Here is a 15,040-nt window from a genome sequence, read left to right as displayed (position 1 = left end):
GTCGTTGTCACGGCTGAAACCGCCGCGTCGCTCGTCGCGTCCGCCCGCGGCGCCGTCGCGGCGTCCTCCGAAGTCGCGGCCGCCGGAGCGGTCCTGGCCGCGCTTGGCGCCGGCCTTGTCGGCGTGCGACCAGCGCGGCTTCTTGCCGTTGTTGTTGTTCATCGAAGACATGGGTGTGAACCTCTCGGTCGAGAGCACCGAAGGCGAGCACGCCAGAGAGCCCGTGGAGCACGTGGGCTGGAAGGATTGCGTACTGGGTGGATCGGCGCTGTTGCGTGGGATCTCGGCGCTCACATGACGGCGTCACATCGTGGGTGACGCTCAGAGAACGGGCCTACTCTCACCACCACGTGCCGCCACAGGGAGTAGCTGCGGGCACGCTCAAACCGAAAGCAAACCTACTGAACGCAAGATCAATGGTCCCCCAAGTCTACGTCACGCCCGGCGGCGCAGCAGACGCGTCAACCCCCACGCCAGGATGATTCCTGTCACATCGGCGAGTGCGTCGCGCCAGTCCGTGTCGCGCTCCACGACGTCCGTGCCCTGGATCAGTTCGGAGATCGGCGCATAGAACGCGAGCATGAGCGCCACCCATCGCCACCGTCCGAGCAGTGCCAGGAGTGCGGGTCCGCCGAACATGCAGGCGTGGACCACCTTGTCGGCGTGGGGGAACAGCTCACCTTCTGCCCCGCTCGAATGGAACACGTACAGGAGGTACGTCTGCAGTGCGAGGGCGAGCACGAGCAGCGCGCGGCAGGCGCGGACGAGGCGGGAGTCGGAAGGGGGCATCCCGTGCAGTATCGCACCGCGCACGTCCGGCGCCCTCTCGGCGGGTTCTCAGGCTGTCGGCCTAGCTTCGAGCGGCTGCGACGAGGCAGCCCCGCGCCCAAGGAGCTCTCATGACGGTGCACTTCGATCACGCCGCCCACGTCGCGACGATGTGGCTGCCGCAGCTGTCCCCCACCCGCGCGACGGTCGTCTCGACGCTCGCCGCGCTCGCGTTCTGCGCCGTGCTGATCGGCGCGATCGCGTGGATGTTCGCGTCGATGTGCCTGGAGCAGGCCCACCCGTGGCGCTTCGGCGTGATCGCGGCGCTCGCCGTCGTCGCGCTCGTGGCGGCGGTGCCGTCGATGCGTCATCGCGTGGCGGGCCCGGCGCCCATCGCGTCGGCCACGGCGACGATCGAGCGCGCCGACGCGTTGAGCGCAGCGCGTGCCGCCGTCGTCCCTGAGAAGGACTGGCGCCCGGAGGCGAAGGCCGTCGCCGCGCCGGCCTCGAGTGACGTGACGTGGTCGCCCGATGACCTGCACGCCCTCAGCGTCGCCGCGCAGAAGAAGAACGGGCTGACAGAGACGTACGCGCGAAGCCGCATCGAGGTCGACTCGACCGGCCAGGACACCGCGACGATCGCCGCGCACGGCACGACCTACCTGACGAAGGACGACAAGCGCGTCCGCTGCGTTGCACGCGTCAAGCACGTCGTGAAGAACAACGTCGGCCAGCCGCTGGCCGCCGACCTCGACCAGGTGGTGTGCGTCCCGGCGGCCTGAGGACACTGCGTTCTGCTGCCTCACATGGCCCGTGCCCCTTTCACGGCTCGACCCCGACGCTCACACCTTCTTGGAGCATTCGGGGCCGGAGCCACGTGCAATGGACTCCGGTGAGCGAAGCGGGCGCCCACAGACACGGCATCGCCCCACCGATCCAGCGGAGGCGTCATGTGGGGCGAGATCCAACACGACGGGGCCGGGCGCTCCCCCAACACCTCGCGGGTTCGCTGCCTCATCGCACCGTCGAACCCGTCGCGCACGGCTCGATCGTGGTGCGGCTGAACGCCGTGGCGCCGCGCCAGTGACGGCCATTCGTCGACGGCACTCGCCACCAGGGCCAAGCCGTATCGTCCAGCACCTCGTCATAGTACGGCGAGACGCCGGCGGTGTAATCGGCGCGGACCGTCGTGAGGCGCACGAGGATGGCGGGCGAGTAGGTCGTCATGGGGTCGAGTCCTGCGCCCGCTGGCCCCACAGATAGCGCAACGCCCAGACCGCATCGATGCGGTCGGCATCGTTGGTCTGCGCTCCGTCGAGCCGCATCGGCGGCCTCTACCTGAGGAATTGCTCGTCAAGCGAGATGGAACCAACCACTCGAAGTCGAGAACAAGCGGATTATCGAGCTGCGCTCGCCTGGGCTGGCGTGGGAAAGTGCATCTGGGCCTGCCGTGACGCGGATCGAAGTCCCTTGGCATTGTCCAGAGCGTTCACAAGTTGCTGATCGGACAAGCCCAACTCGACGAGCAGGTTGACGGTTACAACCGCTCGGGTGACCTCAAGCGTGGCAACGAGTCGATCGCACCCACCTTCGTCACGACCCGCGTGCATGAGACCGTTTCTCGACTCCTTGGCCGCCTTCACCCAAGCCTTAGGGTTCGGCAGAAGCCGGCTCGCGGTCTGCGCGGGCAATCTTGCGGCAAGGGCATCCAATCGCTGCGCTAGTGAGAAACCTCCCGGAACGATAGACCGCAACCACTTGGCAGTCTCCGCATCAAGAGTATCGAACGCCTTTGATAGACGCCGTAAATTGTCATCGCGACTGAAGGGAGGTTTTGCATCGGGCAACTGGCGGTGAAATGCTTCCGCCGATGCTACGGCTACAACGACCATAGACTCGAGATAGTGGTCTTCCACGTAGCGGCTCCCCAGCACCATGTGGCAAGCCGCCTGAAACCGCTCGACAACCTCCCACCACCGAGGTAAGACTTCCTCGAGAGGCAGTTCGGTGGCATCGAAGGCCCCGTGACCCGAAGGCGACAGCCGCCGGTTACGATCGGGAAGGCCGCGCGCGTTCCGGAAAAGCCACACCCGCCGGCTTGCCGGCCCCCCCTGCACATGGCCCCCCTCAGCCTGCTCTGACACGTGCCCTGACACCCACGACAGAGCAGGGCCACAATCGAGTGCCAGCGCGAGGAGATCTTGCGCTGTGTATATCTCGCCCCAAACACGGTCGAGGGCAAACGGTTCCGCCGGAAGGAACTCGAGCGACGCCGAGTGGTTGGTCTCGACTTTCCGGCTCTCATAAGCGTCAACCTGCGTCGGCATGGTGACCAAGTGACGAAGTGTCACTGTCCCCCACGGAAGGGATACCTCGACGGGCTTCGGAGTTTGGATGGCGATACTGGCCTCCCCCGTGGGACGCATGGTGGCTGAGTCAATCCGCATCTCGGCCGAGGTGGACTGTGCGCCGGCGAAAACGTGCAAGTTTTCAATGCTACAGCTGAAGGCGCTGAAGGTGGTTTCGCTGGAGGACGCTACATGAGCGCCGAATATCGCATCGGCTACATCCAGATTTTGCTCGCTGTAACCTGCGTCTAGCATGGTCCGATATTGCTGACGGCCGGAGGGGCTGACGTTCATGAGCGTCATGGGTTGACCCTCGCAGGTGCCGTGGATGACAGGGAAGGTCTCTCGGCGTTGAACGCTTTGAAGCATTGCATCCGCCACGTTCTCCCAGATTCGGTCCTCGAAAGCCCCAATGAGTTCGAGCTTGAGTCCTAGCCAGGGGGTGTACGTCAAGATGCCTGAAACAGACGTGCCGGGATCTTCGGGAAGCCACCAGACGCCTCGCCATTCTCGCGATTCGAGTAGCGACTCGGGGGATGTCATACGGTTACCGTCCGATACCACAGTGTCACGCGTCCCCCTTCAACTTGCGATACAACAACCGTCCGAGCACGTTGAGCAACGTCTGCTCCACTGCGTCGTCGGCGCTGAGGATCTGCCCCATGCGCGACTGAGCCTCATGCGAATCCGCCACGGCCAGCACGAGCGCGTCGCGCAACGTCGCGGACTCGAGGAACTGATCCTCCGAGTTCGCGCCAGCCTGCTCGCGCAGGTCGTCGTCGGCTTCCATCTCCGCGAGGATGCCGCCCGCCCAAGCCTTGATCTGATCGTCCTTGAAACCCTCACCGGCGAAACGCTCGTTGAGGCGCTCCACGAGCTCATCGAGCAGCACCATCTTCGGATCCCGCTGCTCACCCGTGCCGGCCGAGCTGGCCGGCTTCAGCTTGATCTTCTCCCCCGCCGCCAGGTCGAGCTTCGCATCGGCCTGCTTCGTCGTCGAGATGTGCCGCAACGACACGTCCGACAGATCGACCGTGGGCGTCTCGTCGTCATCACGCAGGTGCGGCGAGAGCAGCCGGTAGAAGATCGAACGCTTCTCCACGTCGGTGTCTTCAAAGTTGAGCACCTGGCTGAGGAAGTCATACAGCTTGACGAACGAACGCAGATCCTTGCGGAACATCGCCAACGCCTCGAGCTCGACCGCGTCCTTGCTCGCCCGCGCCGCCTTGCGCCGCTCCACGAACCGGCGCTTGACCGGCGTCAGCGCGCCCGACAACGCCGTGTTGCCGGCACCACGTACGAACTTTTCGACGACATCATCGACCTCCGCATCGTCGTACAGGCCGGCCGCGTCGAGCTTGCGGTGCAAGCGGTGGATCGAGTCCGGGTCGGTCGTCTCGACGATCTCGGCTTCCTCGTAGTACGGCTTGAACGCCGCGAGAATGTCATCGGCCGAGTTCACGAAGTCGAGCACCATCGTGCGCTTGCCCGGCTTGAACCGGTTGAGCCGCGACAACGTCTGCACCGCCGTCACCCCCGACAGCTTGCGATCGACATACATCGCACACAACAACGGCTGATCGAAGCCCGTCTGGAACTTGTTCGCCACGATCATCACCCGGTAGGCGTCATCGGTGAACGCGGTGCGCAGATCCTTCGTGCCCTTCGGGTTCATCGTCGCTTCACTGTGCTTCGTGTTGCCCTTGAGCAACTCGCGCGCGTTCTGCGGCGTCTGCGGATCCTCGACCTCCCCGGAGAACGCCACGAGCGAGGTGTACGCCTCGATCTTGTGCTCGGCCAGGTAGCGATCCATCGCGTACTTGTAGCGCACCGCAGCCTTGCGTGAATCGGTGACGACCATCGCCTTCGCACGCCCGTCGAGCAGGTGCTTCACGTTCGCGTCGAAGTGCTCGATGATGATCTGCACCTTCTGCGCGATGTTCGTCGGGTGCAGTTTCACCCAGTGCATCAGCCCCTTCGTCGCGACCTGCTCATCGACAAGCATCCCCTCACCGTCCAGCGCCGAATCAGGGGTGGCGTTGCCGGACTTCGTCGCGAGCTGGAACGCCGTGTCGTACGTCGTGTACGAGGCGAGCACATCGAGGATGAACTCCTCCTCGATCGCCTGCGCCATCGTGTACAGGTGGAACGGGCGCGGCAGATCCGTCGTCGGGTCAGGCCGGCCGAACAACTCGAGGGTGCGCTGCTTCGGCGTCGCGGTGAACGCCACGAACGAGACGTTGTCCGTATCCCCACGCGCGGCCATCTTCGCTTCGAGCAGGTCGTTGACGCTGACCTCGCCACCGTCCTGCATGTCCGCGATCTCCTGCGGCGAGAGCACCTCTTTGAGCTTCGCGGCGGTCTGCCCGGTCTGTGACGAGTGCGCCTCATCCGCGATGACCACGAACCGCCGACCCTTCAAAGACTGCTCCGAGGCGATCTTGTCGAGCACGAACGGGAACGTCTGGATCGTGACAACAATGATGAGCTTGCCCGAAGCGAGCGTCTTCGTCAGATACGACGACTTCGACGTCGAATCCCCATCGGTCAGGGCCTTCGCGGCCTCGTTCTGGTTGATCGTCGCGACCATGCCGGCAGCCGGTTCGATCTGACGCACCGCCTCCTGCAACTGATCATCCAGCACCGTGCGGTCAGTGACGACGATGACGGTGTCGAACACCTTCGCATCGTTCGCGTCATGCAGCGTCGCCAGGCGGTGCGCCGTCCACGCGATCGAGCGCGTCTTGCCCGAACCGGCCGAGTGCTGGATGAGGTACTTCTGCCCCGCCCCGAGCTCTCGGGCGTCTGCGACGATCTTCGTCACCGCATCGAGCTGGTGGTAGCGCGGGAAGATCAGCGCCTTCGACACCGACTGCTTTCCCGTCTTCGGGTCGGTGGTCTTGTCGGTCTCGTAGTGGATGAACTTGCCGAGGATGTCCAGCCACTGATCACGCGCCCACACATCGCGCCACAGGTACGTCGTCGGACAGCCACCGTCCTCGTCCGGGCCGTTGCCCGCGTGCCCGTCATCGCCACGGTTGAACGGCAAGAATCGGGTGTGCTTGCCGGCCAGGCGTGTCGTCATCCACACCTCGTCGTTCGAGACCGCGAAGTGCACGAGCGCGCGCGCCCCGAACGTCAACAATGGCTCACCCGCCGGCGGGCGGTCGTCTCGGTACTGGCGCTTCGCGTGCTCGACGCTCTGGTTGAAGTCGGTCTTCAGCTCGACGGTGGCGACCGGGATGCCGTTGACGAACAACACCAGATCGATGCGGTTCTCGTTCTTCGTCGAGTAGCGCACCTCCCGCATGACGCGCAGCCGGTTTGCGGCGTAACGCGCGTTCACCTTCGCGTTCGAGGTCTTCTCCGGTCGCTTCTCCATCATCGTGAACGTCGCCGGCGTGTTCTTGAACCCCGTGCGCAGCACCTGCAGCGACCCGCCCTGCGGATCCGGCGCGTTCAAGTCATCCGCCAAGGCACGCAGCAGCTTCGTGCGGGCCTTCGCCCGCTCGCCCTCACTCATCGACGGCTTGACCTTCTTCGCGAGCTGCTCCGGCTGCGTCGCCTCGAGCCACGCGAACACATCGTCGGGGAACAGCGCGAGCTCCCGGTCGTAGCCGGCATCGTTCTGACTCACGAGCCAGCCATGCGCTTCGAGGTAGGCGCAGATCTCGCGGCCAAAGGTCAGTTCGTGCGTCTGGCTCATGCTGCATCCCCGCTCTGCGTTGAGGTCGTGACGTCGATCTGGCCCGTAACGGCCGCCGTGATGAGCGCCGCGCGGCGCTCTCTCGCCAACTCGATGTGCCGCTCGACCTTCGCGATGAGGGTGTCGATCTTCGCCGTCTCGCGGTCGAGGTAGTCCGCGATCTCGCGCTGTTCGGCGAGGGGTGGGACGGGGAACTGCTCGGCCACGAACGAGTCGAGATCAAGGTTCTGGATGCCGGTCGTCTGCTTGACGTGGCGCCACGTCAAACCGCTCGCGTAGCTTCCATGCAGGGCATAGAGCCAGAACCGTGATGCCTGGCCGGGCCGGAAGCGCATGCGCCCAATGAAGTTGGCGCACACCGCCGCATGGTCGGTGTCGTAGATCGCCACAAAACCGACCGGGTTAATGGCCGTCCCGCCCGATTTCTCGATCAAGAGATCGCCCCGCCTCAGGCCAAGACGCCGGCGGTCTGGTGCCGACACGCTGCGCAGTGTGTCGCTCTCTCCCACCGCAAGCCGCGGGCGATCAAAATCCGCCACACGCACGCACGTGATGTCGTCGTCTCCACCGTCGGCCTCGGCACCCCACGTCCCGGTCTGGACGCTCGCCAAAACGCGCTTCAGAGGCAGCACTCGCCAAGGCGCGGGCACTTCACCAGCCCATCCTGGTCCTGCCTGTTTCGGGACGTCCGCATTGAGGCCGCGCGCTACCGTGGCCACGACCAAGCCGACCCGCCGCTCCCGCAGCCGCTCGATCATCGTCGTCTGCTTCTCGATGAGCGTGTCGATCTTCGCCGTCTTGCGGTCGAGGTAGTCCGCGATGGCGCGTTGTTCAGTGAGACTCCACATTGGAACACGTAGTCGGCGGTACTTGGAGGCGCTGAAGTTGTCGATGGTCGAACGCACCGCGCCGACCGCAATCTGATCCCAGTAATGTTGCGATTGCATCCAGTAGCCGATGTAGCGGCCCTCGGTGCGTGCGTTGGGCCTAAAGCGCACCAAGAACCCAGCAAAGCAGGCGGGTCCAATGTCCCCAAGGCGCGTGCTCTTCCCGATCGTACCGGCTGCGGTCATTAGGAGGTCGCCGGCCTGCACCCTTGCCTGGTTGGCAATATCTGGGGGCTGGCTGGCGAACACATCGTCTCGTAGAGCAGTCGGCGAGGCGATGTCAGTTGTCCGGATATACCTAGGCCAGGCTGGATCATCGTTGGCTCCTGCGAGACCCAGGCCGTTGACTACCGGAGCACTGGACAGGTAGCCCAGCGGAATCGAACCCCTCATCCCTCCACCTCCGACAGCAGCGCGATGATCTCCTTGCCCAGCGTCTCGAGTTCCGCGTCGATCTCGGCGAGCGGGCGCGGCGGAACGTAGCGGTAGAACAGTCGGGTGAAGGGGATCTCGTAGCCGATCTTCGTCTTCGTTGTGTCGATCCACGCGTCCGGTACGTGGGGCTTCACCTCACGCTCGAAGTAGGCGTCGATCGTGTCGCGGAACGGCACGAGTTCGGTGCCGCGCAGGTCGGTGTTGGGCTCGACGTTGCCCTTGTTGTCCGTGCACACCTCGGCGGCATCGTCGTGCTCACCGACGGCCTGCCAGATCGCCTTCACCACGGGCGCTCCGAATGCCTGGCCGGCGTTTTTGAGCGCCAGGCGCAGCGCCTTGATGAACTCATCTCGGCTCATCCACGTCTGTCCGCGCAGCGACTCGAGGCCGGCGCGAACGATGGTCTGCTCGTCGTCGCTCAGCTTCGTCACGGCCTTCGCGCCCATCGCCGCTTCGAGCGTGTCGTCGGTGGCCTCGAACCGCAGCCGCAAAGGCTGTTCGACCGTGATCTCCCAGTATCCGAAGTCGGCCGGTTCGAGGATCTTCGACTGCTCGCCGTCGGTGAACGCGTCGTAGATCTTCACGATCTCGGCGCGGTCGGCCTCGCTGATCTCGCGGTTCTTCGAGCCGAGGTTCTTGCGCAGCTTCGTCCACCGCGAGGTGGCGTCGATCAACTGGATTGTGCCGCGCCGCTCGGCCGGCTTGTGGTTGTCGAGGATCCACACGTAGGTCGCGATGCCGGTGTTGTAGAACATGTTCGTCGGCAACGCCACGATCGCATCGACGAGATCCGACTCGATGAGATGTCGGCGGATCTCCGACTCCCCCGAACCTGCGCCGCCGGTGAACAACGGCGAACCGTTGAGGACGATGCCGGCGCGGCCACCGGAGTTCTCCTCGGCCGACTTGACCGGGCGCATCTTGCTCGCCAGGTGTTGCAAGAACAACGTCTGACCGTCGCTGATGCGCGGCAAACCCGCGTCGAATCGGCCGCCGCCCTTGGCGTGCTCGCGGCGCACGACATCCTCAGCGGCCTTCCAGTCGCCGCCGTAGGGCGGGTTGGACAGGCAGTAGTCGAACGTCTTGCCCTCGTGTTTGTCCTCACGCAGCGTGTCACCGAGCTGGATCGCCTCGACGGCCTGGCCTTTACCGATCATGTCGGACTTGCACACCGCGTACGACTCGTCGTTGAGTTCCTGACCCGCCAGCGTCACCTTCGCCTTCGGGTTCATCTCAAGGATCGCTTCCTCGGCCACCGACAGCATGCCGCCGGTGCCGGCGGTGGGGTCGTAGATCGAGCGCACCGCGCCCGGCGTGGCGAGCAGATCATCATCGGGGGCGAGCACGAGATCGACGATGAGGCGAATCGCGTCGCGCGGGGTGAAGTGCTCACCGGCCGTCTCGTTCGAGGCGGTGGAGAACTTGAAGATGAGGTGCTCGAAGATCTCACCCATGTCGGCGTTCGACACCCGATCAGGGTGCAGGTCGATGTCACTGAACGCCTCGACGACAAAGTACAGCCGGTTCTTCTCCGCGAGCTTGTGCACCGTCTTGTCGAACGCGAACCGGTCGAAGATGTCCGAAACGTTCGCCGAGAACGCACTCGTGTACTCGATGAGGTTGTCGGCCATCTTGTCCGGATCCCCGAGCATCGACTTGAGGGTGTCCTCGCTCGTGTTCCAAAAGTGCAGCCCGTACGTCTTGCGCAGCCTGGCGGCCAGCGCTGACGGGTTCGGCGTCGCCTCGGCCATCGCGCGGATCTCGTCGCGCTTGCCGTCCATGACGCACTCCATGCGCCGCAGGATGAGGAACGGCAGCGTCGCCGTGCCGTACTGGCTGGGCTTGTACACCCCGCGCAGCTGATCAGCGATCGACCAGATGAAGTTGCTCAAGCCCTGCGATGACATGCGTCCCTCTCGAAGCGGGTGGGGGTGTTCTGCACAACACTAGTGCGATGGACCGACAACAGCCCTGGCTCGGCGTCGGCGAGTGGTACGCGCCGGACCGCACGACGTGCAAGAGCCCGCCGTCACCCCTCGAGAGGGATGACGGCGGGCTCCGTGCCACACGCGTCACGCAGCAGCCTGATTCACGCTGCGTGACGAGTTCTGCGAACAGCCGCTCGGCCTCGCGACCGATGCATGGAGGTGGTGGAGATGGGGGGAATTGAACCCCCGTCCATCGACGGCGATCCAGGGCTTCTCCGGGCGCAGTCATCCTGCGGATTTTCTCGGCCCCGCGGCAAGGAATGACACATTCCGCGACAGGCCCAGTCGAGTGCGAGTCCCACAACGCCCCTCGACAAGACGTTGCAGCAAGTTCTCTAGCTGATGCCAGACACTGAGTCGAGAACTAGCTCAGGCTGACAGACTTCGGGCTCGCTCAGGCGGCGAGGGCGAAGTCGGTGCGCTTGGAATCGGCACCTATGGGTTTGCAGAGAGCGTTAACGAGATAACTCTGCATCCTCGGCCCGCTTCCCCTGGGACGGCGACCGATGTCGAAACCGATCATCCCCATGGAAACTGTTCGCTCTGTGGAGTTGTGCTTGCTGACGAATCAGCGTCCGTCAGTCTAGCGGTTCAACAGCGACGGACGCGAGCGCATTCCCACCCGCTGCGCCTCTGCCGTGTCATGCGCCACACGAGGATCGCTTGGCGCCTCACCCCGAGAGGTCTATCGTTGTTCCTCGGTCGTTGCATCTTCAATCACCTCGCCGCACGGACACGTTGCGTCGCGCCACGGCCGACCCCATCCCGACGAACGGCGGCCAACGCGCGGCTGCACTCCCCCAGGGCAGCGCCCGATCGCCCTGCTGCCCGCGTTCGATCCCGCGAGCATCACACTCCGTCGGTTCCTCGCCGGCCTCTCCCCCACGCCTGCCCCGGCCCCTCAAGGGCGCCAACTCGAGAAAGGAGGGCTGATGTCGACTGCTGCTGTCAGCACTCACGGCCCCGACGCACCCGTGGAGTCATCCACCGACAACCCCGCGAAGCCCAACCTCGGCCTCGCGCTCTTCGTGATCGCCTGCGCCCAGCTCATGATCGTGCTCGATGGGACGGTCGTGAACATCGCACTACCCCACATCCAGACCGATCTGCACTTCAGCCAGTCCGGCCTTCAGTGGGTCGTCACCTCCTACGCGCTGGCTCTCGGTTCGCTCCTGCTGCTGGGCGGGCGCCTCGGCGACATCTTCGGACGCCGCCGCATGTTCACCGTCGGCATCGCCGTGTTCGCTCTCGCCTCGCTGCTCGGCGGCATCGCGCCCAACCCCACCCTCCTGCTCGCCGCGCGCGTGCTCCAGGGTGCCGGTGCGGCGCTGGCTCAGCCGGCGGCACTGGCCCTCGTCAACACGACGTTCCCGCCCGGCAAGGAGCGCAACGGCGCCATGGGTGTCTACGCCGCGATGTCCGGCGCCGGTGCAGCGATCGGCCTCATCCTCGGCGGCGTGCTGACCGAGATCGACTGGCGCTGGACGATGCTCATCAACGTGCCCATCGGCATCGCCGTCGCCGTGCTCGCACCCCGTGTGCTCGTCGAATCCGACGGTCACGAGGGCACCCTCGACATCATCGGCGCCGTCACGGCGACCGCGGGTCTGTTCGGCATCGTCTACGGCCTGTCCAACGCCGCGTCCCACTCGTGGGGCGACACCTGGACCCTCGTGCCGCTGATCGTGGGCACCCTGCTCGTCATCGCGTTCGCTGCCATCGAGAGCCGCACCGAGCACGCCCTGTTGCCGATGCGCATCCTCGCCGACCGCACGCGAGGCACCGCGATCCTCGCGATGCTCATCATGGGTGCCGCGATGTTCGCGATGTTCTTCTTCCTCGGCCTGTACATCCAGCAGGTGCTCGGTTATTCGCCGGTCAAGTCCGGTTTCGCGTTCCTGCCGTTCAGCCTCGGCATCGTCATCGCCGCGGGCCTGTCGCAGAACCTCGTCACGCGCATCAAGCCGCGCTACCTCTCGGGCTTCGGCGGCCTGCTCGCAGCAGCGGGCATGTGGTCGTTCACCCAGCTCGACACGCACTCGAGCTACGCGACGCACCTGCTGCCCGGCATCTTCGTCATGGCCCTCGGCATGGGCTTCGTCTTCATCCCGATGACGCTCGCCGCCTCCCACGGCGTCGAAGCGAAGGACTCGGGGGCCGCCGCCTCCGCGCTCAACACCGCGCAGCAGATCGGTGGTTCGATCGGTCTCGCCGCTCTCACCACGGTGTATTCGCACTATGCGACGCAGCGTGCCGACGAGCTCAAGGCCGCCGCCGCTGCCGCGATGGCGAAGGTGCCGACGTCGGTGCAGGGAACGGATGAGTTCAAGTCGAAGATGCAGGCCCAGCAGGCAGCCGGAGCGCTCGACGTGCAGACCTTCGCCTCGACGCACGGGTTCTGGGTGGCCTCCGGCATGCTTCTCGTCGGAGCCCTGCTCATCCTGATCTTCATCACGATTCGCAGCGACGAACTGCAGACCGACGGGGCAGCGCCCACCGCGCACGTGGGCTGACGCGGTCGCTTCAACTTGCACACCCTCGCCTCTGGGCGGGCTCGACCCGGCGTCGGGCCCGCCCAGAGGCTTTTCCCACGTCCGGTGTGGTGCGAGACACGCGTGTGTTGCCAACTGTTCGCTATTGGTCGGTTTTGCCGCGAAACTCTGCGGTTTTCAGCGCTGAGCGACCGGTAGTGTCAGCACCAACTGCGCCGCCGCGGCGCCCCACCCCGAACGGAGATGTGCATGTTCCGCAAGGTCCTGGTCGCCAACCGAGGCGAGATCGCCGTGCGCGCGTTCCGCGCCGCCACCGAGCTGGGCGCCACCACCGTCGCCGTCTTCCCCCACGAGGACCGCGGCAGCGAGCATCGTCTCAAGGCCGACGAGGCCTACCAGATCGGCGAGGTCGGCCACCCCGTGCGCGCCTACCTCGACGTCGACGAGATCATCCGCGTCGCCCGCGAATCGGGCGCCGACGCGATCTACCCCGGCTACGGCTTCCTGTCCGAGAACCCGCTGCTCGCCGAGGCGTGCGCCGACGCCGGCATCACCTTCATCGGCCCCAAGCCCGACGTGCTGCACATGACGGGCAACAAGGCGACGGCCATCGCCGCGGCCAAGCGTGCCGGCCTGCCGACGCTGCGCAGCGTGCCACCGTCGTCCGACATCGACGAACTCGTCAAGGGCGCCGACGACATCGGCTACCCCGTCTTCGTCAAGGCCGTCGCCGGCGGCGGCGGGCGCGGCATGCGTCGCGTCGAGAAGCCCGAGGCGCTGCGCGAGAACCTCGAGGCCGCGATGCGCGAAGCCGAATCCGCCTTCGGTGACGCGACCTGCTTCATCGAGGAAGCCGTCGTCGACCCGCGCCACATCGAGGTGCAGATCCTCGCCGACGGTGAGGGCGACGTCGTCCACCTCTTCGAACGCGACTGCTCCGTGCAGCGACGCCACCAGAAGGTCGTCGAGATCGCGCCGGCACCGAACCTCTCCCCCGAACTGCGCGAACGCATGTGCGCCGACGCCGTCGCGTTCGCGAAGGAGATCGGCTACTCGTGCGCCGGCACCGTCGAGTTCCTGCTCGACACCCGCGGCCGCTACGTGTTCATCGAGATGAACCCGCGCATCCAGGTCGAGCACACCGTCACCGAGGAGGTCACCGACGTCGACCTCGTCGCCGCGCAGATGCGCATCGCCTCCGGCGACACCCTCGACGACCTCGGCCTCGCTCAGGAGAACATCCACCTGCGCGGCGCGGCGCTGCAGTGCCGCATCACGACCGAGGACCCGGCCAACGGCTTCCGCCCCGACACCGGCACGATCACCGCCTACCGTTCCGCGGGCGGCTCGGGCGTTCGCCTCGACGGCGGCACGATCCACATGGGCGCCGAGGTCAGCGCCCACTTCGACTCGATGCTCGTCAAGCTCACCTGCCGCGGCCGCGACTTCGCGACGGCCGTGCGCCGCGCCCGCCGCGCCCTCGCCGAGTTCCGCGTGCGCGGTGTCAGCACGAACATCCCCTTCCTGCAGGCCCTGCTCGAGGACCCGGCATTCATCTGCGGCAACGTGACGACGTCGTTCATCGAGACCCACCCGCACCTGCTCGACGCGCGCACCCCCGGCGATCGCGGTACGAAGCTGCTCACCTACCTCGCCGAGACGACCGTCAACAAGCCGTACGGCGACCACTCAGCACTCGCCATCACGGCGCGCGAGAAGCTGCCCGCGTTCGACATCAGCGGCCCCGTCCCGCCCGGCGCGCGCGACCGGCTGATCACCGAAGGGCCCGAGGCGTTCGCCCGCGCTCTGCGCGAGCAGCAGGCCGTCGCCGTCACCGAGACGACGATGCGCGACGCCCACCAGTCCCTGCTCGCGACGCGCATCCGCACCCGCGACCTGCTGCACGTCGCGCCGTACGTCGCACGCATGACGCCGCTGCTGCTGTCGATGGAGGCCTGGGGCGGCGCGACGTACGACGTCGCGCTGCGCTTCCTGTCCGAAGACCCGTGGGACCGCCTCGCGAAGCTGCGCGAGGCGATGCCGAACATCCCGATCCAGATGCTGCTGCGCGGGCGCAACACCGTTGGCTACACGCCGTACCCGACCAAGGTGACCGACGCGTTCGTCACCGAGGCCGCGCGCACGGGTGTCGACATCTTCCGCATCTTCGACGCCCTCAACGACGTCGAGCAGATGCGTCCCGCCATCGAAGCGGTGCGCGAGACGGGCACCGCCGTCGCCGAGGTGGCCCTGTGCTACACCGGCAACCTCGCCTCCCCCGACGAGAAGCTCTACACGCTCGACTACTACCTCTCGCTCGCCGAGAAGATCGTCGACGCCGGCGCCCACGTCCTCGCGATCAAGGACATGGCGGGTCTGCTGCGCGCCCCGGCGGCGCGTACCCTCGTCACCGCGT

General features: G+C 65.9%; 10 protein-coding genes and 1 other RNA gene. 3 read left to right on the top strand and 8 right to left on the bottom strand.

The window, feature by feature from the left end; genetic code table 11:
* Positions 1–435: 435 nt before the first annotated feature.
* Positions 436–789 (bottom strand): hypothetical protein, encoded by a 354-nt coding sequence (locus tag AX669_RS09305; protein ID WP_062258030.1) that lies wholly within the window; start codon positions 787–789, stop codon positions 436–438.
* A gap of 110 nt (positions 790–899) precedes the next feature.
* Between AX669_RS09305 and AX669_RS09300 the strand changes: the two genes are divergently transcribed.
* Positions 900–1,550: a hypothetical protein gene (locus tag AX669_RS09300; RefSeq protein ID WP_062258028.1), complete on the top strand. Its 651-nt coding sequence runs from the start codon at positions 900–902 to the stop codon at positions 1,548–1,550.
* A 60-nt stretch (positions 1,551–1,610) separates the two neighbouring features.
* Here the strand turns inward: AX669_RS09300 and AX669_RS13940 are convergent, their stop codons facing one another.
* From AX669_RS13940 to ssrA, 7 genes are all read right to left on the bottom strand, one after another.
* The gene (locus tag AX669_RS13940; protein ID WP_231729534.1) at positions 1,611–1,862 is read right to left on the bottom strand and encodes a DUF6011 domain-containing protein; all 252 of its coding nucleotides are present in this window, start codon (positions 1,860–1,862) and stop codon (positions 1,611–1,613) included.
* Positions 1,783–1,995 carry a hypothetical protein gene (locus AX669_RS09295; RefSeq protein WP_062258026.1) on the bottom strand — a complete coding sequence of 71 codons (213 nt, stop codon included), beginning with the start codon at positions 1,993–1,995 and terminating at the stop codon, positions 1,783–1,785. Before AX669_RS09295 ends, AX669_RS13940 begins: the two co-directional genes overlap by 80 nt.
* 170 nt (positions 1,996–2,165) lie before the next feature.
* Positions 2,166–3,659 (bottom strand): HEPN domain-containing protein, encoded by a 1,494-nt coding sequence (locus AX669_RS13400; RefSeq protein WP_156444973.1) that lies wholly within the window; start codon positions 3,657–3,659, stop codon positions 2,166–2,168.
* A 25-nt stretch (positions 3,660–3,684) separates the two neighbouring features.
* Complete coding sequence (locus AX669_RS09290; RefSeq protein ID WP_062258024.1) at positions 3,685–6,822, bottom strand: type I restriction endonuclease subunit R; 3,138 nt, start codon at positions 6,820–6,822, stop codon at positions 3,685–3,687.
* Positions 6,819–8,102: a restriction endonuclease subunit S gene (locus AX669_RS09285; RefSeq protein WP_082740790.1), complete on the bottom strand. Its 1,284-nt coding sequence runs from the start codon at positions 8,100–8,102 to the stop codon at positions 6,819–6,821. The genes AX669_RS09290 and AX669_RS09285 overlap by 4 nt, the downstream gene beginning before the upstream one ends.
* The gene (locus tag AX669_RS09280; protein WP_062258021.1) at positions 8,099–10,051 is read right to left on the bottom strand and encodes a class I SAM-dependent DNA methyltransferase; all 1,953 of its coding nucleotides are present in this window, start codon (positions 10,049–10,051) and stop codon (positions 8,099–8,101) included. The genes AX669_RS09285 and AX669_RS09280 overlap by 4 nt, the downstream gene beginning before the upstream one ends.
* A gap of 241 nt (positions 10,052–10,292) precedes the next feature.
* Positions 10,293–10,659: a transfer-messenger RNA gene (gene ssrA, locus AX669_RS09275) on the bottom strand.
* Between the two features lie 405 nt (positions 10,660–11,064).
* Here ssrA and AX669_RS09270 point away from each other — a divergent pair.
* Both AX669_RS09270 and AX669_RS09265 read left to right on the top strand, forming a co-directional pair.
* A complete protein-coding gene (locus tag AX669_RS09270) occupies positions 11,065–12,645 on the top strand; it encodes an MFS transporter (RefSeq protein ID WP_062258019.1) in 1,581 nt (526 codons plus the stop codon).
* A gap of 228 nt (positions 12,646–12,873) precedes the next feature.
* Positions 12,874–15,040, top strand: a 2,167-nt coding sequence (locus AX669_RS09265) for a pyruvate carboxylase (RefSeq protein WP_082740787.1), incomplete at its 3' end; no start/stop codon positions are given.

Source organism: Dermacoccus sp. CCH2-D9, from assembly GCF_001556795.1.
GTDB lineage: Bacteria > Actinomycetota > Actinomycetes > Actinomycetales > Dermatophilaceae > Dermacoccus > Dermacoccus nishinomiyaensis.
The sequence above is the reverse complement of the archived record's forward strand: the minus strand, read 5'-3'. Positions and strand labels throughout refer to the sequence as shown.

Excerpts from the sequence above, each read along its gene's own strand:
- AX669_RS09305 (WP_062258030.1), bottom strand. The coding sequence starts at position 789 with ATGCCCCCTTCCGACTCCCGCCTCGTCCGCGCCTGCCGCGCGCTGCTC.
- AX669_RS09300 (WP_062258028.1), top strand. The coding sequence starts at position 900 with ATGACGGTGCACTTCGATCACGCCGCCCACGTCGCGACGATGTGGCTG.
- AX669_RS13940 (WP_231729534.1), bottom strand. The coding sequence starts at position 1,862 with ATGGCCGTCACTGGCGCGGCGCCACGGCGTTCAGCCGCACCACGATCG.
- AX669_RS09295 (WP_062258026.1), bottom strand. The coding sequence starts at position 1,995 with ATGACGACCTACTCGCCCGCCATCCTCGTGCGCCTCACGACGGTCCGC.
- AX669_RS13400 (WP_156444973.1), bottom strand. The coding sequence starts at position 3,659 with ATGACATCCCCCGAGTCGCTACTCGAATCGCGAGAATGGCGAGGCGTC.
- AX669_RS09290 (WP_062258024.1), bottom strand. The coding sequence starts at position 6,822 with ATGAGCCAGACGCACGAACTGACCTTTGGCCGCGAGATCTGCGCCTAC.
- AX669_RS09285 (WP_082740790.1), bottom strand. The coding sequence starts at position 8,102 with ATGAGGGGTTCGATTCCGCTGGGCTACCTGTCCAGTGCTCCGGTAGTC.
- AX669_RS09280 (WP_062258021.1), bottom strand. The coding sequence starts at position 10,051 with ATGTCATCGCAGGGCTTGAGCAACTTCATCTGGTCGATCGCTGATCAG.
- AX669_RS09270 (WP_062258019.1), top strand. The coding sequence starts at position 11,065 with ATGTCGACTGCTGCTGTCAGCACTCACGGCCCCGACGCACCCGTGGAG.